The 21,105-nt window shown below is 66.0% G+C and carries 15 protein-coding genes and 3 rRNA genes; 3 read left to right on the top strand and 15 right to left on the bottom strand.

What is annotated here, in order from left to right:
* Nucleotides 1-8: 8 nt before the first annotated feature.
* From LBN7_RS17220 to LBN7_RS17205, 4 genes are all read right to left on the bottom strand, one after another.
* Nucleotides 9-1,136 carry a hypothetical protein gene (locus tag LBN7_RS17220; RefSeq protein ID WP_407360347.1) on the bottom strand — a complete coding sequence of 376 codons (1,128 nt, stop codon included), beginning with the start codon at nt 1,134-1,136 and terminating at the stop codon, nt 9-11.
* A gap of 163 nt (nt 1,137-1,299) precedes the next feature.
* Nucleotides 1,300-1,416: ribosomal RNA gene (gene rrf / locus LBN7_RS17215) — 5S ribosomal RNA — on the bottom strand.
* Between the two features lie 105 nt (nt 1,417-1,521).
* Nucleotides 1,522-4,626, bottom strand: a 23S ribosomal RNA gene (locus tag LBN7_RS17210).
* Between the two features lie 420 nt (nt 4,627-5,046).
* Nucleotides 5,047-6,570, bottom strand: a 16S ribosomal RNA gene (locus tag LBN7_RS17205).
* The 16S, 23S and 5S rRNA genes sit together here, the layout of an rRNA operon.
* A gap of 649 nt (nt 6,571-7,219) precedes the next feature.
* Between LBN7_RS17205 and LBN7_RS17200 the strand changes: the two genes are divergently transcribed.
* Nucleotides 7,220-8,527, top strand: a complete 1,308-nt coding sequence (locus LBN7_RS17200; protein WP_407360346.1) for a CoA transferase — start codon at nt 7,220-7,222, stop codon at nt 8,525-8,527.
* On the opposite strand, the gene LBN7_RS17195 is transcribed toward LBN7_RS17200, so the two are convergent.
* The 3 genes from LBN7_RS17195 to LBN7_RS17185 are packed head-to-tail and all read right to left on the bottom strand — an operon-like array spanning nt 8,512 to nt 11,609.
* A complete protein-coding gene (locus LBN7_RS17195) occupies nt 8,512-9,306 on the bottom strand; it encodes a DUF4184 family protein (protein ID WP_407360345.1) in 795 nt (264 codons plus the stop codon). The two genes, LBN7_RS17200 and LBN7_RS17195, sit on opposite strands and share 16 nt — an antisense overlap.
* Nucleotides 9,307-9,313: 7 nt before the next feature.
* Nucleotides 9,314-10,615, bottom strand: a complete 1,302-nt coding sequence (gene tyrS / locus LBN7_RS17190; protein WP_116636310.1) for a tyrosine--tRNA ligase — start codon at nt 10,613-10,615, stop codon at nt 9,314-9,316.
* A gap of 40 nt (nt 10,616-10,655) precedes the next feature.
* Nucleotides 10,656-11,609 (bottom strand): aldo/keto reductase, encoded by a 954-nt coding sequence (locus LBN7_RS17185; RefSeq protein WP_407360344.1) that lies wholly within the window; start codon nt 11,607-11,609, stop codon nt 10,656-10,658.
* Between the two features lie 54 nt (nt 11,610-11,663).
* Here LBN7_RS17185 and LBN7_RS17180 point away from each other — a divergent pair, with 54 nt between their 5' ends.
* A complete protein-coding gene (locus tag LBN7_RS17180) occupies nt 11,664-12,023 on the top strand; it encodes a MerR family transcriptional regulator (protein ID WP_116636312.1) in 360 nt (119 codons plus the stop codon).
* A gap of 16 nt (nt 12,024-12,039) precedes the next feature.
* Here LBN7_RS17180 and LBN7_RS17175 read toward each other — a convergent pair whose 3' ends face one another.
* The gene (locus tag LBN7_RS17175) at nt 12,040-12,855 is read right to left on the bottom strand and encodes a hypothetical protein (RefSeq protein WP_407360343.1); all 816 of its coding nucleotides are present in this window, start codon (nt 12,853-12,855) and stop codon (nt 12,040-12,042) included.
* The gene (locus LBN7_RS17170; protein ID WP_407360342.1) at nt 12,852-13,496 is read right to left on the bottom strand and encodes a SatD family protein; all 645 of its coding nucleotides are present in this window, start codon (nt 13,494-13,496) and stop codon (nt 12,852-12,854) included. The genes LBN7_RS17175 and LBN7_RS17170 overlap by 4 nt, the downstream gene beginning before the upstream one ends.
* 59 nt (nt 13,497-13,555) lie before the next feature.
* On the opposite strand from LBN7_RS17170, the gene LBN7_RS17165 reads away from it, so the two are divergent.
* Nucleotides 13,556-14,143 carry a DUF1349 domain-containing protein gene (locus tag LBN7_RS17165; protein ID WP_407360341.1) on the top strand — a complete coding sequence of 196 codons (588 nt, stop codon included), beginning with the start codon at nt 13,556-13,558 and terminating at the stop codon, nt 14,141-14,143.
* Between the two features lie 26 nt (nt 14,144-14,169).
* On the opposite strand, the gene argH is transcribed toward LBN7_RS17165, so the two are convergent.
* The 6 genes from argH to argC are packed head-to-tail and all read right to left on the bottom strand — an operon-like array spanning nt 14,170 to nt 20,863.
* Nucleotides 14,170-15,600: an argininosuccinate lyase gene (gene argH, locus LBN7_RS17160; protein WP_407360340.1), complete on the bottom strand. Its 1,431-nt coding sequence runs from the start codon at nt 15,598-15,600 to the stop codon at nt 14,170-14,172.
* Nucleotides 15,600-16,529 carry an ornithine carbamoyltransferase gene (gene argF / locus LBN7_RS17155; protein WP_116636317.1) on the bottom strand — a complete coding sequence of 310 codons (930 nt, stop codon included), beginning with the start codon at nt 16,527-16,529 and terminating at the stop codon, nt 15,600-15,602. The genes argH and argF overlap by 1 nt, the downstream gene beginning before the upstream one ends.
* A complete protein-coding gene (locus LBN7_RS17150; RefSeq protein ID WP_407360339.1) occupies nt 16,526-17,731 on the bottom strand; it encodes an acetylornithine transaminase in 1,206 nt (401 codons plus the stop codon). Before LBN7_RS17150 ends, argF begins: the two co-directional genes overlap by 4 nt.
* Nucleotides 17,728-18,645 (bottom strand): acetylglutamate kinase, encoded by a 918-nt coding sequence (argB, locus tag LBN7_RS17145; protein WP_116636319.1) that lies wholly within the window; start codon nt 18,643-18,645, stop codon nt 17,728-17,730. Before argB ends, LBN7_RS17150 begins: the two co-directional genes overlap by 4 nt.
* Nucleotides 18,642-19,799: a bifunctional glutamate N-acetyltransferase/amino-acid acetyltransferase ArgJ gene (gene argJ, locus LBN7_RS17140; RefSeq protein WP_407360338.1), complete on the bottom strand. Its 1,158-nt coding sequence runs from the start codon at nt 19,797-19,799 to the stop codon at nt 18,642-18,644. Before argJ ends, argB begins: the two co-directional genes overlap by 4 nt.
* A complete protein-coding gene (gene argC, locus LBN7_RS17135; RefSeq protein ID WP_407360337.1) occupies nt 19,796-20,863 on the bottom strand; it encodes an N-acetyl-gamma-glutamyl-phosphate reductase in 1,068 nt (355 codons plus the stop codon). Before argC ends, argJ begins: the two co-directional genes overlap by 4 nt.
* Nucleotides 20,864-21,105: the final 242 nt, after the last annotated feature.

The raw sequence follows: 21,105 nt of genomic DNA, 5'->3' as shown, positions 1-21,105 counted from the left end.
CTCCTTGCTCAGCGTCTTGAGCTCATTGCGCGCCGAGGTGTGGAGGTCGCGAGCCGTGATCTCGTCCGGGATGTGCGGGTCGTTGAAGCGCGGACGCTCGTCGGCAGCCTGGATCGGACGCTCGCGCCCCGAGCCCCCGCGCTGCGGGAACGAACGACCGCGGTCACGGTCGGAGCCGGAGTCGCGACGCGGTGCGGAGTCGCGGTTGTAACCGCCCTCGCGACGCGGGGCGCGGTCACCGGTGCGGTCGCCATCGCGGCGAGGCGCGGAGTCACGGCTGTAGCCGCCACCCTCGCGACGCGGTGCAGAGTCCCGGTTGTAACCGCCCTCGCGACGCGGAGCGGAGTCACGGTTGTACCCGCCACCCTCACGACGCGGAGCGGAGTCACGGTTGTACCCGCCACCCTCACGACGAGGAGCGGAGTCACGGTTGTACCCGCCACCCTCACGACGAGGAGCAGAATCGCGGTTGTAACCACCCTCACGACGCGGAGCAGAGTCACGGTTGTAACCGCCACCCTCACGGCGGGGACCTCGGTCGCCGGAGCGGTTGTCGCCATCGCGACGAGGCGCGGAGTCGCGGTTGTAACCACCCTCGCGACGAGGAGCAGAATCGCGGTTGTAACCACCCTCACGACGAGGAGCAGAATCGCGGTTGTAACCACCCTCACGACGAGGAGCAGAATCGCGGTTGTAACCACCCTCACGACGAGGAGCAGAATCGCGGTTGTAACCACCCTCACGACGAGGAGCAGAATCGCGGTTGTAACCACCCTCACGACGAGGAGCAGAATCGCGGTTGTAACCACCCTCACGACGAGGAGCGCGGTCGCCGGTGCGGTTGTCGCCATCGCGGCGAGGCGCGGAGTCGCGGTTGTAACCGCCCTCGCGACGCGGAGCGGAGTCACGGTTGTAACCGCCCTCGCGACGCGGAGCGGAATCGCGGTTGTAACCGCCACCCTCGCGACGCGGAGCGGAATCGCGGTTGTAACCGCCACCCTCACGACGAGGAGCAGAATCACGGTTGTAACCGCCGCCCTCACGACGAGGAGCAGAATCACGGTTGTAGCCGCCACCCTCCCGACGCGGTGCGCGGTCGCCGGAGCGGTTGTCGCCATCGCGACGAGGGGCGCCATCGCGATTCTGTGCGGGACGGCCTCCGGAAGGACGCTGGTTGCGCGATCCACTGTCGTTGTCGCGACGCGGACGGCGCTCTTCGTCTTCCGGCATGATGCTCCCTGTTTTCGTTGTAAACGCAAAATGGCCACCCATCGATGGGTGGCCATTTGCTTAAAAGAAGTCCGGCGGTGTCCTACTCTCCCACAGGGTCCCCCCTGCAGTACCATCGGCGCTGTGAGGCTTAGCTTCCGGGTTCGGAATGTAACCGGGCGTTTCCCTCACGCTATGGCCGCCGAAACACTATTGATGTTTCAATCAAACACATAACAAAGTCATTGTCATGCGGTTCTCGACCGTACATCGAGAACCACTCAGTGGACGCGTAGCACCAACAAACGGTGTGTTATCAAGTCATCGGCTTATTAGTACCAGTCAGCTGCATGCATTGCTGCACTTCCACATCTGGCCTATCAACCCAGTAGTCTGGCTGGGAGCCTCTCACCCGAAGGTATGGAAATCTCATCTTGAGGCCGGCTTCCCGCTTAGATGCTTTCAGCGGTTATCCATCCCGAACGTAGCTAATCAGCGGTGCTCCTGGCGGAACAACTGACACACCAGAGGTTCGTCCAACCCGGTCCTCTCGTACTAGGGTCAGATCCTCTCAAATTTCCTACGCGCGCAGCGGATAGGGACCGAACTGTCTCACGACGTTCTAAACCCAGCTCGCGTACCGCTTTAATGGGCGAACAGCCCAACCCTTGGGACCTACTCCAGCCCCAGGATGCGACGAGCCGACATCGAGGTGCCAAACCATGCCGTCGATATGGACTCTTGGGCAAGATCAGCCTGTTATCCCCGAGGTACCTTTTATCCGTTGAGCGACAGCGCTTCCACAAGCCACTGCCGGATCACTAGTCCCGACTTTCGTCCCTGCTCGACCTGTCAGTCTCACAGTCAAGCTCCCTTGTGCACTTACACTCGACACCTGATTGCCAACCAGGTTGAGGGAACCTTTGGGCGCCTCCGTTACTTTTTGGGAGGCAACCGCCCCAGTTAAACTACCCACCAGGCACTGTCCCTGAACCGGATTACGGTTCGAAGTTAGATATCCAGAGTGACCAGAGTGGTATTTCAACAATGACTCCACACGAACTGGCGTCCATGCTTCAAAGTCTCCCACCTATCCTACACAAGCCACACCGAACACCAATACCAAGCTGTAGTAAAGGTCACGGGGTCTTTCCGTCCTGCTGCGCGTAACGAGCATCTTTACTCGTAATGCAATTTCGCCGAGTTCGCGGTTGAGACAGTTGGGAAGTCGTTACGCCATTCGTGCAGGTCGGAACTTACCCGACAAGGAATTTCGCTACCTTAGGATGGTTATAGTTACCACCGCCGTTTACTGGGGCTTAAATTCTCAGCTTCGCCTTGCGGCTAACCGGTCCTCTTAACCTTCCAGCACCGGGCAGGCGTCAGTCCGTATACATCGTCTTGCGACTTGGCACGGACCTGTGTTTTTAGTAAACAGTCGCTACCCACTAGTCTCTGCGGCCACCACACCCTTTTCGGAGCAAGTCCGTATAAGTGGATGGCCCCCCTTCTCCCGAAGTTACGGGGGCATTTTGCCGAGTTCCTTAACCACGATTCTCTCGATCTCCTTGGTATTCTCTACCTGACCACCTGAGTCGGTTTGGGGTACGGGCGGCTAGAACCTCGCGTCGATGCTTTTCTTGGCAGCATAGGATCATCCACTTTTTATCCGCATCGTGTCTCAGCCTATGTGAACGGCGGATTTGCCTACCGTTCGGCCTACGCACTTGCACCAGGACAACCATCGCCTGGCTTGGAGTACCTTCCTGCGTCACACCTGTTAATACGCTAACCGCACCAGAATGGGGTCGTGCGCTAGGCCCAGAGCGTCACCCCGAAGGGATCAGTCACTGGGATTCAGACACTTAGCACTACTGGATTAGCTTGGGCGGTTCTTCGCCGGTACGGGAATATCAACCCGTTGTCCATCGACTACGCCTGTCGGCCTCGCCTTAGGTCCCGACTTACCCAGGGAAGATTAGCTTGACCCTGGAACCCTTGGTCTTTCGGAGGACGTGTTTCTCACACGTCATTCGCTACTCATGCCTGCATTCTCACTCGTGTAGCCTCCACGGCTGGTTTACACCGCCGCTTCGCTGGCCACACGACGCTCTCCTACCCATCAACACGGCTGGACCACGAAGGCCTACCAATAATGTCAATGCCACAACTTCGGTGGCGTGCTTGAGCCCCGTTACATTGTCGGCGCGGAATCACTTGACCAGTGAGCTATTACGCACTCTTTCAAGGGTGGCTGCTTCTAAGCCAACCTCCTGGTTGTCAAGGCAACTCCACATCCTTTCCCACTTAGCACGCGCTTTGGGACCTTAGTTGGTGGTCTGGGTTGTTTCCCTCTCGACTATGAAGCTTATCCCCCACAGTCTCACTGCTGCGCTCTCACTTACCGGCATTCGGAGTTTGGCTGACGTCAGTAACCTTGTAGGGCCCATCGGCCATCCAGTAGCTCTACCTCCGGCAAGAAACACGCAACGCTGCACCTAAATGCATTTCGGAGAGAACCAGCTATCACGAAGTTTGATTGGCCTTTCACCCCTATCCACAGCTCATCCCCTCAGTTTTCAACCTAAGTGGGTTCGGTCCTCCACGACGTCTTACCGTCGCTTCAACCTGGCCATGGATAGATCACTTCGCTTCGGGTCTAGGACATGCGACTGAATCGCCCTATTCAGACTCGCTTTCGCTACGGCTACCCCACACGGGTTAACCTCGCCACATATCGCTAACTCGCAGGCTCATTCTTCAAAAGGCACGCTGTCACCCCTACTAAGGAGGCTCCAACGGTTTGTAAGCAAACGGTTTCAGGTACTATTTCACTCCCCTCCCGGGGTACTTTTCACCTTTCCCTCACGGTACTTGTCCGCTATCGGTCATCTGGGAGTATTTAGGCTTATCAGGTGGTCCTGACAGATTCACACGGGATTTCACGGGCCCCGTGCTACTTGGGATACTCTTCGCGCCAAGCAAGGCATTTCGACTACGGGGTTGGCACCCTCTATGACCGGCCTTTCAAGACCGTTCGTCTATACCTTCTTGTAACGCCGCCACCTCGGCAGAGATGACTGAAAAGTCCCACAACCCCCAACGTGCAACGCCTGCCGGCTATCACACACGCTAGGTTTAGCCTGTTCCGGTTTCGCTCGCCACTACTAACGGAATCGCGGTTGCTTTCTCTTCCTGTGGGTACTGAGATGTTTCACTTCCCCACGTTCCCTCTACCCGCCCTATATATTCAGACGGGAGTCACTAGGTCGGCACGCCGCCCAGCGGGGTTTCCCCATTCGGACACCCTCGGATCAAAACTTGCTTATCAGTTCCCCGAGGCTTATCGCAGATTGCTACGTCCTTCTTCGGCTCCAGATGCCAAGGCATCCACCGTTTGCTCTTAAAGACTTGAAATCACATGAGTTTGAATCAAAAACTCGACCCCATCCGAAGATGGAATCTGAAATTGACTAATGATCTTTAAGATCATCTTGTGCAACAACCCGAAGGCCGTTGCAAGATGCTCGCGTCCACTGTGTAGTTCTCAAAGTACGGGCGGTGCCCCTTGACGCAACCCCAACCGGGGAAACGACAAAAGGCCCAGAGTAACCGACTGTGCACTCGACCCGAAGGCCAGTGCGCATCCGGTCCCTCAGGACCCAACAGCGTGCAGACACCGACCCCCTCACCCAGAACCTTCCAACCGCAAGCGGCGTACTAGCTCCGAGATCAGATCTCGACGTCATGTCAAATGTTCCACCCATGAGCTCCCAGCGAGAAACGAACGTTCCCGATCTGGGTTCTGGACACCCGAAGGTGTCAGATGCTCCTTAGAAAGGAGGTGATCCAGCCGCACCTTCCGGTACGGCTACCTTGTTACGACTTAGTCCTAATTACCGATCCCACCTTCGACGGCTCCCTCCACAAGGGTTAGGCCACCGGCTTCAGGTGTTACCGACTTTCATGACTTGACGGGCGGTGTGTACAAGACCCGGGAACGTATTCACCGCAGCGTTGCTGATCTGCGATTACTAGCGACTCCGACTTCATGAGGTCGAGTTGCAGACCTCAATCCGAACTGGGACCGGCTTTTTGGGATTCGCTCCACCTCGCGGTATTGCAGCCCTTTGTACCGGCCATTGTAGCATGCGTGAAGCCCAAGACATAAGGGGCATGATGATTTGACGTCATCCCCACCTTCCTCCGAGTTGACCCCGGCAGTATCCCATGAGTTCCCACCATTACGTGCTGGCAACATAGAACGAGGGTTGCGCTCGTTGCGGGACTTAACCCAACATCTCACGACACGAGCTGACGACAACCATGCACCACCTGTTTACGAGTGTCCAAAGAGTTGACCATTTCTGGCCCGTTCTCGTATATGTCAAGCCTTGGTAAGGTTCTTCGCGTTGCATCGAATTAATCCGCATGCTCCGCCGCTTGTGCGGGTCCCCGTCAATTCCTTTGAGTTTTAGCCTTGCGGCCGTACTCCCCAGGCGGGGAACTTAATGCGTTAGCTGCGTCACGGAATCCGTGGAATGGACCCCACAACTAGTTCCCAACGTTTACGGGGTGGACTACCAGGGTATCTAAGCCTGTTTGCTCCCCACCCTTTCGCTCCTCAGCGTCAGTTACGGCCCAGAGATCTGCCTTCGCCATCGGTGTTCCTCCTGATATCTGCGCATTCCACCGCTACACCAGGAATTCCAATCTCCCCTACCGCACTCTAGTCTGCCCGTACCCACTGCAGGCCCGAGGTTGAGCCTCGGGATTTCACAGCAGACGCGACAAACCGCCTACGAGCTCTTTACGCCCAATAATTCCGGATAACGCTTGCGCCCTACGTATTACCGCGGCTGCTGGCACGTAGTTAGCCGGCGCTTTTTCTGCAGGTACCGTCACTTTCGCTTCTTCCCTGCTAAAAGAGGTTTACAACCCGAAGGCCGTCATCCCTCACGCGGCGTTGCTGCATCAGGCTTGCGCCCATTGTGCAATATTCCCCACTGCTGCCTCCCGTAGGAGTCTGGGCCGTGTCTCAGTCCCAGTGTGGCCGGTCACCCTCTCAGGCCGGCTACCCGTCGACGCCTTGGTGAGCCATTACCTCACCAACAAGCTGATAGGCCGCGAGCCCATCCCCAACCGAAATTCTTTCCAGACGCAGACCATGCGGTCACGTCACATATCCAGTATTAGACGCCGTTTCCAGCGCTTATCCCAGAGTCAGGGGCAGGTTGCTCACGTGTTACTCACCCGTTCGCCACTGATCCCACAGAGCAAGCTCCGTGTTCACCGTTCGACTTGCATGTGTTAAGCACGCCGCCAGCGTTCATCCTGAGCCAGGATCAAACTCTCCGTAAAAAAGAAATGCATACCCCATCGGGAAAACGATGACGCAGCGAGTTTGATGCTGACCAAAGAGACAAATTCATTGCTGACTTCATCCGAATGCCAACCCCCAAGGGGGCTGGTCTTTGATCCAAAGGAATTCTCACCCAGCCGAAAAACGACTGAACGAGGATAATTTGGCATTTGACAAGTGCACGCTGTTGAGTTCTCAAGGATCGGATGCTCCCACGACCCAGCCATCACAGCCAGGCCCGAAGGGCAACTTCTCTATCTTAGCCATCCCGACTCGCTTGTCAAATCAGCGCGCGGCGCGGATCGAAGATCCGCTGCGCAGCCGATTCCAGCTGCAGAAGGGGTGGACCTCCCATCCTAGACGCAAGCGTCTGATCTCTCAAGAGAGAGGATCGGGAGTGGTTCTCCGCTTGAGGGGGGTGAAGCTCTGGGCTTCTCCGCTTCCCTGTGGGGCGAACAAGTAATAAGTTACGTGGATTCCGGGGTTCTGGCAAATCGAGGCGGTACGCCCGGGCGTGTCGTCCGTCGTCCTCCGGCGGTTTGCCCGGATCAGGGCGGTTTTCCGTCTGCGGAGACGCCAGGAGTACGATCGCGCCATGCTCATCCCGTCCGTCCGCAGTGCCCGCCGATGCTCCGACGAGGACGCCGGATGAGTGCCGGCCTCGCCCTCCTCTCCCGTGTCTGGACCGAGCTCGGCGGCGACCCCCGCATCCTCGGCGAGCTCGCCTCGGGTGCCGGCGAAGTCCCGCTCCCTTCTCGAGTCGCCACCGGCGACCTCGCCTGGGCGAGCGTCGGTCTGGCGACGCTCGCGGCAGGCCGGCATCCGTCGGCGATGGATCCGGCCCGCATTGCCATGGCGTACCGGAGCGAGCGTGTCCTGACGATCGACGGCACCGCTCCCCCGGTCTGGGCCGCGCTCTCCGGGTTCTGGCGGACAGCAGACGGATGGATCCGCACCCACGGGAACTACCCCCATCACGCCACCGGCCTGCGCGCGGGGCTCCGGCTCGGCAGCACAGCCGACGCCGACGACGTGCGCGATGCCCTCGCCGGACGGACATCCGCGGAGGCCATCGAGTCGATCAGCGCCGCAGGCGGCCTCGCCGTCGCGGTGTCGGACGAGGATCCGGCCGCCGATGCGCGGCTCCGGCAGACGGCGCTCCTCGACATCCGTCCGATCGGCACCGCAGACCCTCGGCGCGACGTCCTCTCCGGATCGTCGTCGTATCCGCTCACCGGCATCCGCGTCCTCGATCTCACGCGGGTGATCGCCGGCCCGGTCTGCACCCGCACGCTCGCGCTGCTCGGCGCCGACGTGCTGCGCGTCGACCCGCCGGGGCTGCCCGAGCCGGAGTGGCAGCACCTGGACACCGGCCACGGGAAGCGCTCGACCCTGCTGGACGCGCGCTCCGCGCGATTCGAGGATCTGCTCGCCGGCGCGGACGTGGTGGTTCTCGGATACCGGCCCGCCGCACTCGCCCGCCTCGGACTCGATCCGCCGTCACTCGCGCGGCGGCATCCCGGACTGATCGTCGCCCAGCTCAGCGCCTGGGGCATGGATCACCCGCAGCGGGCGGGCTTCGACAGCCTCGTGCAGGCCGAGTCGGGGATCGCGCTCATCGAATCTCCCGACGGAGATCGACCCGGAGCACTCCCCGCTCAGGCGCTCGACCACAGTGCGGGGTATCTGCTGGCCGCCGCGGTCACGATGCTGCTGCGCCGCCGCGCCCACGAAGGCGGCTCGTGGTGGGTGCAGACCTCGTTGAGACGCGTCGCCGCCGAGCTTCTCGGCATGCCTCGCCGTGCCGAGCCGGACGACGAGGTCGCGCTCGACCCGGCGCCGCACGTCGCGCGGTTCCCCGTCGGCGACACCGAGCTGGTGACGGCGCGGCCGGCGCTCCCGGGCTTCGAGTTCGCGGCGCCTCACCCCTGGGGAGCGGATCAGCCCCGCTGGTGAGATCGTCGACCCACCGACAGGACGATGCACAGCACCAGGGTGACGGCACCCCACAGCGCGCACGCCGGCGGAAGCACCCGATACGCGAGGTGCTGCACGGTGAACTCCGCGTCGAGCGGCCCGAGAACGGCCAGGCCCACGAGCCATGCCGCGACCAGGACCACCGGCAGCGACAGCCACCACGTCACGCGGACACCCTGCGGCAGCCGCTGCGAGAACTCCGGACGCGGATCCTGGCGACGCAGCCAGAGCAGTCCCCACACGCCGATGATCACGAGTCCGAGCACGCTCGACCCGTGCTGCAGCCACTTGAATCCGGTGAGCGGGCCCCACATCTCGTCGAGGGCCGGGAGAACCTGCACGCCCCATCGCCCCTCGTGCGTGAACAGGTCCCAGACGATGTGCGAGAGCACTCCGAGGATGAGCGAGACGCCGAGCAGCAGCGGATAGACGCGCTTCTCCCCCACGCCCACCGCTCGTCCGGCCGCCTCGACGGCACCGACGTTCCACTCCTCGGGCAGCCGTCGCGCGAGCCACCGCGGAGCGAGCTCCGGGACGGCGGGACGCAGCACCGCGCGCCACACGAGGAACAGCACGAAGGCCACGACCGCCGTCCACACCACGTTCGCGAAGGTGTGGGTGAACGAGTAGTCCAGCCCGATGCCGCGCACGAACAGCGGGAGATCAGGGGTCATCGCACCGATCGCGATCGCCGCCGGCACCAGCGGCGTGCGGATGAACGGCAGCGCGACGACCGCGTGGCTCGGCGTGAACGGCATCCGCTGCTCAGCCGATGAAGACGCCCGCGAGGGTCTTCTTGCCGCGGCGGAGCACGGAGACTCCCCCGGGGAGAGAACCCTGGACCGTGGCCGCCTCGTCTTCGACGCGTTCACCGTCGAGCGAGACACCGCCCTGGGCGATCGCGCGCCGGGCCTCGCCCAGGCTCGTCACGAGCTCGGTCGCGACCAGGGCTTCGACCACCGGCGTGCCGGCGGCCACCGTCGCGTTCGGGAGTTCTTCGAGCGCGGTGCGCAGCGTCGATGCATCCAGTGCGGTCAGGTCGCCCTGCCCGAACAGCGCCTCGGATGCCGCGATCACGGCGGCGGTCGCATCGATCCCGTGCACCGTGGCGACGACCTCGAGGGCGAGACGCTTCTGCGCGGCACGGCGGAACGGCTCCGTCTCGACCAGCGCGGCGTACTCATCGATCTCGGCGCGGCTGAGGAAGGTGAACACCTTCAGTCGCTCGATCACGTCGGCGTCGGCCGTGCTCAACCAGAACTGGTACATCCGGTACGGGCTGCACATCTCGGCGTCGAGCCAGATCGCGTTGCCCTCGCTCTTGCCGAACTTCGTGCCGTCGCTGTTCGTGATCAGCGGCGTGCCGATCGCGTGGGCGGACACGCCTTCCGCACGACGGATGAGGTCGGTGCCGCTCGTGAGGTTGCCCCACTGGTCCGAGCCGCCGGTCTGCAGCACGCAGTCGTACTGGCGGTACAGCTCGAGGTAGTCCATGCCCTGCAGGATCTGGTAGCTGAACTCGGTGTAGCTGATGCCCTCGTCGGACGCGAGGCGCGCAGCGACGGCATCCTTCTTCAGCATCGTGCCGACGCGGTAGTGCTTGCCGATCTCGCGCAGGAAGTCGATCGCCGACATCGGCGCCGTCCAGTCGAGGTTGTTCACCATGCGCGCGGCATTGTCGCCGTCGAAGCTGAGGTACCGCTCCACCTGCGTGCGCAGCCTGTCGACCCACTCGGCGACGGTCTCGCGCGTGTTCAACGTGCGCTCCGCCGTGGGCCGCGGGTCACCGATGAGACCGGTGGACCCGCCGACGAGCCCCAGCGGCTTGTGACCCGCCAGCTGGAGACGCCGCATCGTCAGCAGCTGCACGAGGTTCCCGAGGTGCAGGCTCGGCGCCGTCGGATCGAACCCGCAGTAATACGTGATCGGGTCTCCCGCGAGAAGGGCGCGGAGCGCCTCCTGGTCGGTGGACACGTGGACGAGCCCGCGCCACAGCAGTTCGTCCCACACGTTCTCGAACGTGGGGTCGATCGCCGGAGTCGCGGTCGTCAGAGCGGGAGTTGACACGCGCTCCAGGCTATCAGCGCGCGCACTCCCGCTCCGCGCGTCACACGGCCGCGTCGAGACGGGAGCGCTCGTCCTCCGTCAGGATCACGGATGCCGCATCCATCGCCGTGTCCAGCTGCGAGAGCCTGCTCCCGCCGAGGATAGGACGGATGCCGCGGGCCAGCTGCCACGCCAGCACGACCTGCCCGCGCTCGAGACCGCGATCCGCCGCGATCTCGGTGAGCACCCGCAGGCGCCGATCGCTCCCGGGGTGATCGTACTCCTCGGGGACGGGCTTCGCGTCGTTGTCGTAGGCGCCGGAGAGCAGCGGCGTGTAGGCCCAGGTCTCCAGTCCGTTCTCGACCGCGTAGTCGTGCTGCTCGTCGCTCATCACACCGAAACGATGGATGACGCCGGGCGGGCGCGTGCCGGGACGAACCCGCAGGTAGGTGCTGTTGAGCTGGAAGGCGTCGATCGGGATGCTGCCGATCGTGCGGGCGTGCGCCCTGGCGCGCTCGATGCGCCAGGCGGGGTGGTTGGAGGCGCCGACGCGGCGCACGATGCCGTCGCCGGTGAGGACGGCCAGGCCGTCGACCGTCTCCTCGATCGGAACGGCACGGTCCTCCTGGTGCAGCCAGAGCAGATCGATCGTGTCGATGCCGAGGCGATCGAGGCTGCCACCCACGGCGTCGTGGATCGCGCGCGGCGAGAGGCCGGCGCGGTGCTCGGGCCAGGATCCCGGCCACAGCGGTTCCGCACCGACCTTCGTCGAGAGGCGGATCCGGTCGCGCACGCCGGGCCGCGCGGCGAACCATCGGCCGAGCACCGCCTCGGATGCACCGCCGTGCCCGCTCTCACTGGCCCAGAAGCTGTAGCAGTCGGCGGTGTCGATCCACACGCCGCCGCGCTCGACGAAGCGGTCGAGCAGCGCGAAGGAGGTGTCCTCGTCGACGAGGGTGCCGAACGACATCGCACCGAGGACGATCGGGGAGACAGGGGTGTCGAGATGTGTCATGAGCCCACTGTGCAACCTGGAGCGCACTCCAGGTCAAGCTCTAGGATCGAGCGCATGACGACGTACACACCCGCGGAGACCGCGGCCCGTTCCGGGTTCAGCATCGACACTCTGCGGTACTACGAGCGCGAGGGAATCCTTCCCGGAGTCCGACGCACCTCCGGCGGACACCGGGCGTACACGGATGTCGAGCTCGGGCTGCTCGAGTTCCTCAAATGCCTGCGCGAGACCGGGATGCCGGTGGAGCGGCTGCGTCGCTACGGCCAGCTGTGTCAGAGGGACGACACCGTCCCGGAGCGGATCGCACTGCTCGAAGAGCACGCCGAGACCGTGGAGCGTCAGCTCGCGGAGGTGCTGGCGCAGCAGCAGCGCCTTGCCGAGAAGCTCGCCTGGTACCGCACGCAGCTCGGCTGATCGTCGGCCGGCGCGGTCAGCTGTGGGCCGCCCACCAGACCAGGAAGGCCGCGCTCAACGCGATCACCCAGCTGACGAGGCTGCCGACGAGGAAGTACTCGGCGCGGGCGCCGGTCTCGCCGTCGCGGGAGATCTCCGGGAAGCGGACGATGCCCTTCGCCGCGAGCATCGCAGCAAGGACCGGGTAGGCCGCCGCAAGGGTGAGGATCATCACGATCGTGCGCTCCAGCGGGCCGATCAGGCGACCGCCCTTGAAGCCGCCGCGACCGTCGGCTGGCGTGGTCGTGGCCGCGACTGCCGGCGTCGCGGGGGCGGCGTCGGGCTCGAGGACGGCGGCTTCGGGCGCGGCGAGTTCGGATGCGACAGGCTCGGACGCGGACTGCTCCGCCTCGGCGGGTCGCCAGGTGTGCTCGCCGTCGAGCGCCGCCCGCACCACGAGGTTCGCGGACTCCAGCAGGAAGACGCCCGCGCCGAGGACGAGCATCGCGAGATCGAACGAGACATCGCCGAAGGGCGAGCGCAGGCTCCAGACAGCGCCGATGAGTCCGGCATCCGCCCGCGCGCCGAGCGACACGACAGCGCCGACGCTCAGGACGCCGAGAAGGACGGCAGGCCAGAAGCCCAGCGGAGCCCGCCGTTCGTCGGGCATGGACCAGACCCAGAGCGCACCCACCACGAGGGCGGCGATCATCGGCAGCAGCGCATCGCTGACGCTGCCGAGGAGCAGGAGCAGCACGGCCACGGTCAGGTACCCGATCCAGCGTCGCGGAGCGAACTGGCGGACGAGGTCGACGGCGCCGACGGCGAGGAGGACGAATCCGGCGATGATCATGCGGACCCTCCTCGCAGGACGGAGACTCCCTCGAGGAGCGCCGCGGCCCCTGCGCTGCGCAGCGACTTCGAGACGCTCGGCTGCGAGATGCCCTCTTCTTCGGCGAGCCCATGCTGCGACCTGCCGATCAGGCGGCCGTAGGTCAGGCGGCGTTCGCGTTCGCTCATCGCGCCGACCAGCTCGTCGCGTACGAGCAGGTAGGCGTTCGACGCCGCGATCGTGCTCTCCATGACCTCATCCTGCCCCGGGGCTCCGACAATCCAGGTGCGCGCGCGCGGGATGGCGCGTCCTTCGCGGGCGTGCACGGTGTCGATCGCCGCTCGCGCGGCGTACCACCCCGGGCCGTCGGCCAGCTCGCCGTGCACGGATTCGACGGCGGACACCTCCCCCACCCCGATGCCGAAGCGGAAGCCGATACCGTCGGGCAGCCGCAGCTGGATCATCAGGAGCGAGATCAGAGACTCGCCGAGGTCGCGATAGACGCCCTGCTGCTCGTCGCCCACCGTGGGCGTGAGCGGCTGAGCGGCGAGCGGGAGGTCGGCTTCGACCCGCGCGATCGTCTCGTCCAGCACCTGCTGGGCGGCGGTGCGATCGTCGAGCTTGCGAGAGCCCACAATGTCGGCGAGTACGGCGATGACCATGGCATAACCATAACACGCATAACTTCACTTTATGCCTTCAATGGCTATATATTGAGAACATGCCTGAATCGCACATCATCCCGTGGAACGCCGGAACCTGGACCACCGCCCCGCAGACAACAGCGATCGAGACCGACGAGCTCGAGGTCACCGCCGTCGAGGGCAGCGACGCCTGGCGGCACACCGCCTACGGCTTCGTCCACGACACCGAGCATGCCCTCCTCGCCCCCTTGGCCGTGGGAGAGGCGATGGAGGTCGCCTTCCGCGCGCCCTGGGACGGGCAGTTCGATCAGGCCGGCGTCTTCGTCCGGATCGACGCCGAGCACTGGATGAAAGCCGGTGTCGAGTACGCCGACGACCACCTGGGACTCGGCGCGGTCGTCACGGCGGGCGCCTCGGACTGGTCGGTCGGCCATGTCGACGACTGGCTCGAGAGCGAGATCACGGTGCGGGTGAGCCGGTGGGCGGATGCCCTGATCGTCCGCGCTCGCGCCGACGACGGCCCGTGGCGACTCGTGCGGGTCGCTCCGTTCGACGGCACGGCCACGGCATCCGCCGGTCCCCTCCTCGCCTCCCCGACCCGTGCCGGTTTCACCGTGCGGTTCACCCGCTGGACACGTTCCGAGGCCGACACCGACCTGCACTGAACCGGCGTGCGCTGACGCGGCGTCGCCTACAGACCGAGAGCGTGCGCCGCGGCCTGCGCCCGGGCGACGAGTTCCGCGCGCTGCTCGGTCACCCGTACCGGAGCGGTGCCGCCGGCACCGGTCCGCGACGCCACGGAGCCCTCGATCGTGAGGACCTCGCGCACTGCCGGGACCAGATGCGGCGAGACCGACAGCAGCAGCTCGTCTGACGCGTCCTCGAGACCGATCCCCTGCTCTTCGCACGCGCGCACGAGCGCGCCGGAGATCTCATGGGCGTCACGGAACGGGACCCGCTGCTTCACGAGCCACTCGGCCACATCGGTCGCGAGCGAGAAGCCCTGCGGTGCGAGCTCAGCCATCCGCTCGGTGTCGAAGCGCAGCGTGGCGATCATGCCCGCGAAGGCAGGGAGCAGCACCTCGAGGGTCTGCACCGAGTCGAACACCGGCTCCTTGTCCTCCTGCAGGTCGCGGTTGTACGCGAGCGGCAATCCCTTCAAGGTCGCCAGCAGGCCGGACAGGTTGCCGATGAGCCGACCGGACTTGCCGCGTGCGAGCTCGGCGATGTCGGGGTTCTTCTTCTGCGGCATGATGCTGGAGCCGGTCGAGTAGCCGTCGTCGAGCGTGACGAAGCCGAACTCGCGGGTGTTCCAGAGGATGATCTCCTCCGCCAGGCGGGAGATGTCGACTCCGGTCATGGCGGTGATGAAGGCGAACTCCGCCACGACGTCGCGTGCCGCGGTGCCATCGAGCGAGTTCTCGGCCGGGCGGTCGAGCCCGAGCTCGGTCGCCACGAGCGCCGGGTCGAGACCGAGCGTCGAGCCGGCCAGCGCTCCCCCGCCGTAGGGCGAGACCCCGGCGCGACGACGCCAGTCCACGAGCCGTTCGAGCTCGCGCACCAGCGGCCAGCCGTGCGCCTGGAGGTGATGGGCGAGCAGCACGGGCTGCGCATGCTGCAGGTGCGTGCGTCCGGGGAGGATCGCGTCGGGGTGCGCCTCGGCCTGTGCGACGAGGGCGTCGATGACCCGCAGGATGTCGCGGGCGATCACCCGGGCGTGGTCGATCAGGTACATGCGCACCAGGGTCGCGATCTGGTCGTTGCGGCTGCGGCCGGCGCGGAGCCGTCCGCCCAGCTCCGGCCCGAGCTCCGCGATCAGCGCCTGCTCGAGCGCACCGTGCACGTCCTCGTCCGTCGGCACCGGGAGCAGCGTGCCGTCCGCGACCCTGCGGGCCACGGCATCCAGCCCGGCGTGCATCCGCTCGGCCTCGTCCGGCTCGAGATACCCGGCGGCGGCGAGCGCCGTCGCGTGCGCGTGCGAGCCGGCGATGTCGTAGGGCGCGAGGATCCAGTCGAAGTGCGTCGAGCGGCTGAGCTCCACCAGCTCGGGCGACGGGCCCGTCGCGAACCGGGCGCCCCAGAGTGCTCCCTCGTTGGTGCCTTCGTGCGTCGAGTCGGTCATCACGCGTCCTTCTTGCCGAGCAGCCAGACCAGCAGGGCCTTCTGCGCGTGCAGGCGGTTCTCGGCTTCGTCCCACACGACGCTCTGCGGTCCGTCGATCACGGTCGAGTCGACCTCGTAGCCGCGGTCGGCCGGGAGGCAGTGGATGAAGATCGCCTCGGAGTCGGCGAGCTCCATCGTCTCCGGCGTCACCTTGTAGCCGCCGAGATCGCGGATGCGCGCGATCTTCTCCTCTTCCTTGCCCATGGACACCCACGTGTCGGTGACCACGACGTCGGCGCCCGCGGCGGCCTCGACCGGGTCGGTGTAGAGCGCGATCGATCCCCCGGTCTCCGCGGCACGGCGGTCCGCCGCCTCGATCACGTCGGCACGCGGCGCGTAGTCGGCCGGGGAGGCGATGCGCACGTGCATGCCGGCGGTGACGCAGGCCAGCGCGTAGGAGTGCGCCATGTTGCTCTGGCCGTCGCCGAAGAACGTGAGGGTGAGACCCTTGAGCTCTCCCTTGTGCTCGCGGATCGTGAGCAGGTCCGCCAGCAGCTGGCAGGGGTGGAAGTCGTCCGAGAGCGCGTTGATCACGGGGACACGCGTGCCCTCCGCCATCTCCTCGAGCCCGGCCTGCGCATAGGTGCGCCACACGATCGCCGCGACCTGCCGCTCGAGCACGCGCGCCGTGTCGGACGGCGTCTCCTTGCCGCCCAGCTGGCTGTTCGCCGTCGAGATGATGAGCGGCGAGCCGCCGAGGTCCGCGATGCCCACCGCGAACGACACCCGGGTGCGGGTCGAGGACTTGTCGAAGATCACGGCGACGGTCTGCGGACCGGCCAGGCTCTTGTCGGCCCAGCGGTCCTTCTTCAGCTCGATGGCGAGATCGAGGATCTCCGCCTGCTCGGCGGGCGTGAGGTCGTCGTCACGCAGCAGGTGGCGGGTCATGCGGGAACCTTTCCAGAGACGGATGCCGAGACATCGGCGAGAGCAGCGGCGAACAGCTCGCGGAACTCGGCGAGCTCGTCGTCGCCGATCGTGAGGGCGGGTGCGATGCGCACGGTCTCGGGGTTCGCGGCGTTCACGATGAGGCCGCGCTCCTGCGCCGCGGCGACGACGTCGCCGGCGACCGGTGCGCTCAGCGCGACACCGATCAGGAGGCCGCGGCCGCGCACGGCGGAGATCAGCGGCGAGTCGAGGCCGAGGATCAGCTCGCGCAGCTCCTCCCCGCGGCGTGCGGCGTTCTCGACGAGTCCGGCGCGCTCGATCTCGGTCAGCACCGCATCGGCCACCGCGGTCGCGAGCGGGTTGCCGCCGAAGGTGGAACCGTGGGACCCGGGCGTGAACAGATCGCTGGCCGCACCGTAGGTGACCAGGGCGCCGATCGGGAAGCCGCCGCCGATGCCCTTCGCGAGGGTGATCGCGTCGGGGGTGATCCCCTCGTGGCTGAAACCGAACCAGGCGCCGGTGCGTCCGGCCCCGGTCTGGATCTCGTCCACGATCAGCAGGGCGCCGTGCGCCAGCGTCAGCGAGCGGGCGGCGGCCAGGTAGCCCTCCGGCAGCTCGACCACACCGGCCTCGCCCTGGATGGGCTCGACGATGACCGCGGCGACGCGGTCATCCATGGCCGCCTCGAGCGCTTCGATCGTCGCGGGGATGTGCTCGACCCCGCCCGGCATCGGCTCGAACGGGGCACGCATCGACGCCTTCGCCGTCATGGCGAGCGACCCCATCGTGCGGCCGTGGAAGCCGTTCTCGAGGGCGATGATCCGCGGACGCTCGGTGCCGCCGTGCAGGCGGGCGAGCTTGAACGCCGCCTCGTTCGCCTCGGCCCCGGAGTTCGAGAAGTACACCCGTCCGTCGATGCCCGCGCCGGCGAGACGCTTGAGGCGGGCGGCGAGTGCCAGCTGCGGCGGGGTCGCGAAGTAGTTCGACACGTGTGCGAGCGTCGCGGCCTGCTTCGAAATCGCCTCGACGAACACGCGGTGCGCGTGGCCGAGCGAGGTCACGGCGATGCCGGCCAGGAAGTCCAGATAGCGTCGGTCATCGGCATCCCAGAGGTACGAGCCCTCACCCCTGGTGAGCAGAGCAAGCCGGGCTCCGGCGTTCTGCACGAGATCGCGCGCCACATCGTCCTGCCAGACGGTCATGCCGTCACCTCCGTCTTTCCCAGAACCACTTCGGTTCCGATTCCCTTGCTGGTGAAGAGCTCGACGAGCACCGAGTGCGGCACCCGTCCGTCGATGATGGCCGCTGCGTCGACGCCGCCCTCGACGGCGTCGAGACAGGCGCGCATCTTGGGGATCATCCCGGACTCGAGCGTCGGAAGCATCCGGATGAGATCCTCCGATGTCAGATGCGACACGAGCGAGTCCCGATTGGGCCAGTCCGCGTAGAGCCCCGGAACGTCGGTCAGCACGACGAGCTTGCGGGCCTTGAGGGCGACGGCGAGTGCCGCCGCCGCGGCATCCGCGTTGACGTTGAGCGACTGGCCGGGGTGATCGAGATCCGGGGCGATGCTCGAGACCACCGGCACGCGACCCGCCGCGAGGTGGTCGAGCACGGGAGTCGGGTCGACCTCGACGACGTCGCCGACGCGACCGAGATCGACCTCGAGCCCGTCGATGACCACGCCGCGGCGGCGTCCGCCGAAGAGTCCGGCATCCTCACCGCTGAGTCCGGTCGCGATGGGTCCGTGCGAGTTGATCTTCGAGACCAGCTGCGGGTTCACCTGACCGGTGAGCACCATCCGCACGACGCTGATCGCCTCGGTGTTGGTGACGCGGTAACCGCCCTTGAACTCGCTGGGGATCTCGAGCCGCTGCAGCATGTCGGAGATCTGGGGACCGCCGCCGTGCACGACCACCGGCTGCACGCCGACGTTGCGGAGATAGGCGATGTCCTGCGCGAAGGCATCCTGCAGCTCGTCCGACACCATGGCGTTGCCGCCGTACTTGATGACGACGATCTGGTCGCGGAACTTCTTCAGCCACGGCAGCGACTCGATGAGGGTCGTCGCCTTCTGCGCGGCGACCTCGGCGGGGGTGTCCTGGATGTCGGTCATGAGGCGTAGGCGCTGTTCTCGTGCACGTAGTCGTGGGTGAGGTCGTTGGTGAGGATCGTCGCCGTCGCGTCGCCCGACTTCAGGTCGATGATCAGGTGCGTGGCGCGCGGGGTCAGGTCGACCTCCTCGCGGGGGCGATCCGGACCACCCTGGCTGCACACCCGGACGCCGTTCATCCACACGTCGACGTCGTACGGATCGAACTGCGCACTGGTGGTGCCGATCGCCGCGAGCACCCGACCCCAGTTGGGGTCGTTGCCGAAGATCGCCGCCTTGAAGAGGTTGTTGCGGGCGACGGAGCGGCCGACCTCGACGGCCTCCTGCACGGATGCCGCGTGCTGCACCTCGATCGTGATGTCGTGGCTCGCGCCCTCGGCGTCGCCCTGCAGCTTCACCGCGAGCTGCTGGGAGAGCTCGGTCAGCGCGGCGGCGAAGTCGTCGAGGTCGGGGACGATCCCGGAGGCGCCGTTGGCGAGCAGCGTCACCTGGTCGTTGGTCGACATGCAGCCGTCCGAGTCGAGCCGGTCGAAGGTCTGCCCGGTCGCACGGCGGAGGGCCGCGTCGGCGTCGAGCGGCTCGACGACCGCATCGGTGGTGATCACCACGAGCATCGTGGCGAGTCCGGGCGCCAGCATGCCTGCGCCCTTCGCCATTCCGCCGATCGTCCAGCCGTCCCGGGAGACGACCGCCGTCTTCGACACGGAGTCGGTGGTCATGATCGCCTCGGCAGCTGCCTGTCCCCCGTCGGCGCTGAGCTCGGCGATCGCCTGCGCGGTGCCGTCGAGCACCTTGCCGCGGAACACCTCGTCGCCGACGCCGATCAGGCCGGTGGAGCAGATCAGGACGTCGCCGGCGCTGACGCCGAGGAGCTCGGCGGCCTTCTCGGCGGTCTGATGCGTGGTCTGGAATCCGAAGGCGCCGGTGAAGCAGTTCGCACCGCCGGAGTTGAGCACGACCGCCTCGACGACGCGGTCGGCGACCGCCTGCTGCGACCAGATGATCGGGTTGGCCTTGGCGCGGTTGCTCGTGAACACCGCAGCTCCGACCTTGCGCGGTCCGCGGTTGACGACGACGGCGACGTCGGGCTTGCCGGTGGACTTGAGCCCGGCGGCGACACCGGCCGCCTCGAATCCTGCGGGGGCGGTGACGCTCACGGCGCGACTCCGTTCACTGAGAGGGCGCGACCTTCGGGGAGGCCGAGCGCGAGGTTCATGGACTGGATGGCGGCGCCCGCCGTGCCCTTGACGAGGTTGTCGACCGCGGTGACGACGGTGACGCGGTTCGCGGCACGGTCGATCGCGAGGCCGATCAGGGCGGTGTTGGCCCCGAGCACGTCGGCGGTGCGCGGGAAGCGTCCCTCCGGGAGGAGCTGCACGAAGGTCTCGCCGGCGTAGGCGCTCTCCCACGCGTCGCGGATCTGCGCGTCGGAGACTCCTTCGACGATCGGCGCGGTGGAGGTGGCGAGGATTCCGCGGGACATCGGCACCAGCACCGGGGTGAACGAGATGCGGACGTCGCCGCCCTGGGTCCCTGAGCCCGTCGAAGGGATCGCCGCGGCGAGCGCCTGCCGGATCTCGGGGATGTGCCGGTGCGTGCCCCCGACCGCGTAGGGGTTGGCGGTGCCGAGGATCTCACTGGCGAGCAGATTGCTCTTGAGGCTCTTGCCCGCACCCGAGGGGCCGACCGCGAGGACCGAGACGATGTCGGACGGGTCGATGACCCCGGCGGCGATACCCGGCGCGAGGCTGAGGCTCACCGTGGACGCGTTGCACCCCGGCGCCGCGATACGGCTCGCTCCGCGCAGGTGCTCGCGCTGCTTCACGCCGTCGACGAGGAGTTCCGGCACGCCGTAGGTCCAGGCGTCGTGGAACGTGCCGCCGTAGAAGGCGTCCCACGCGGACGGCGACGTGAGCCGGTGGTCGGCACCGGCGTCGATCACGAGCGGCACGTCGCCGAGCGCATCCGTGTACTGGCCGGACTGCCCGTGCGGGAGCGCGAGGAACACGATGTCGTGACCGGCGAGGATCTGCGGCGTCGTGTCCTGAAGGGTGAGGTGGGCCAGCGAGCGCAGGTGCGGCTGATGGTCGATGAGCGGCTGGCCGGCGTTCGAGTGAGCCGTCACTGTGCGGATCTCGATGTCGGGATGATCGGCCAGGAGGCGCAGAATCTCGCCGCCTGCGTAGCCGGATGCGCCGGAGACGGCGACGGTATACGTCATGCTTCTACCTTAACGGTCGGGCCCTCGAGGAATCGGGGGCCATGGTCGGGGCCGGAGCGGCGACACCGGCACTCGACCGCCGCGCGTGCGCAGGCAGGAATCCGGGGTCGCCTAGAGTCGGCGGCCGCCGCGGCGTCGGCGCACGACGATGACGCCCGTGACATCATTCGTCTCGCTGCGCTCGCTCAGGAACCGCGTAGCGGGAGCGAGGACGGCCGAAGACATGTCGCGACAGTAGCGCG

Source organism: Microbacterium sp. LBN7 (assembly GCF_045690345.1).
In the GTDB taxonomy this organism is placed as follows: Bacteria; Actinomycetota; Actinomycetes; order Actinomycetales; family Microbacteriaceae; genus Microbacterium.
This window is presented reverse-complemented; position numbering and strand designations above follow the sequence as displayed.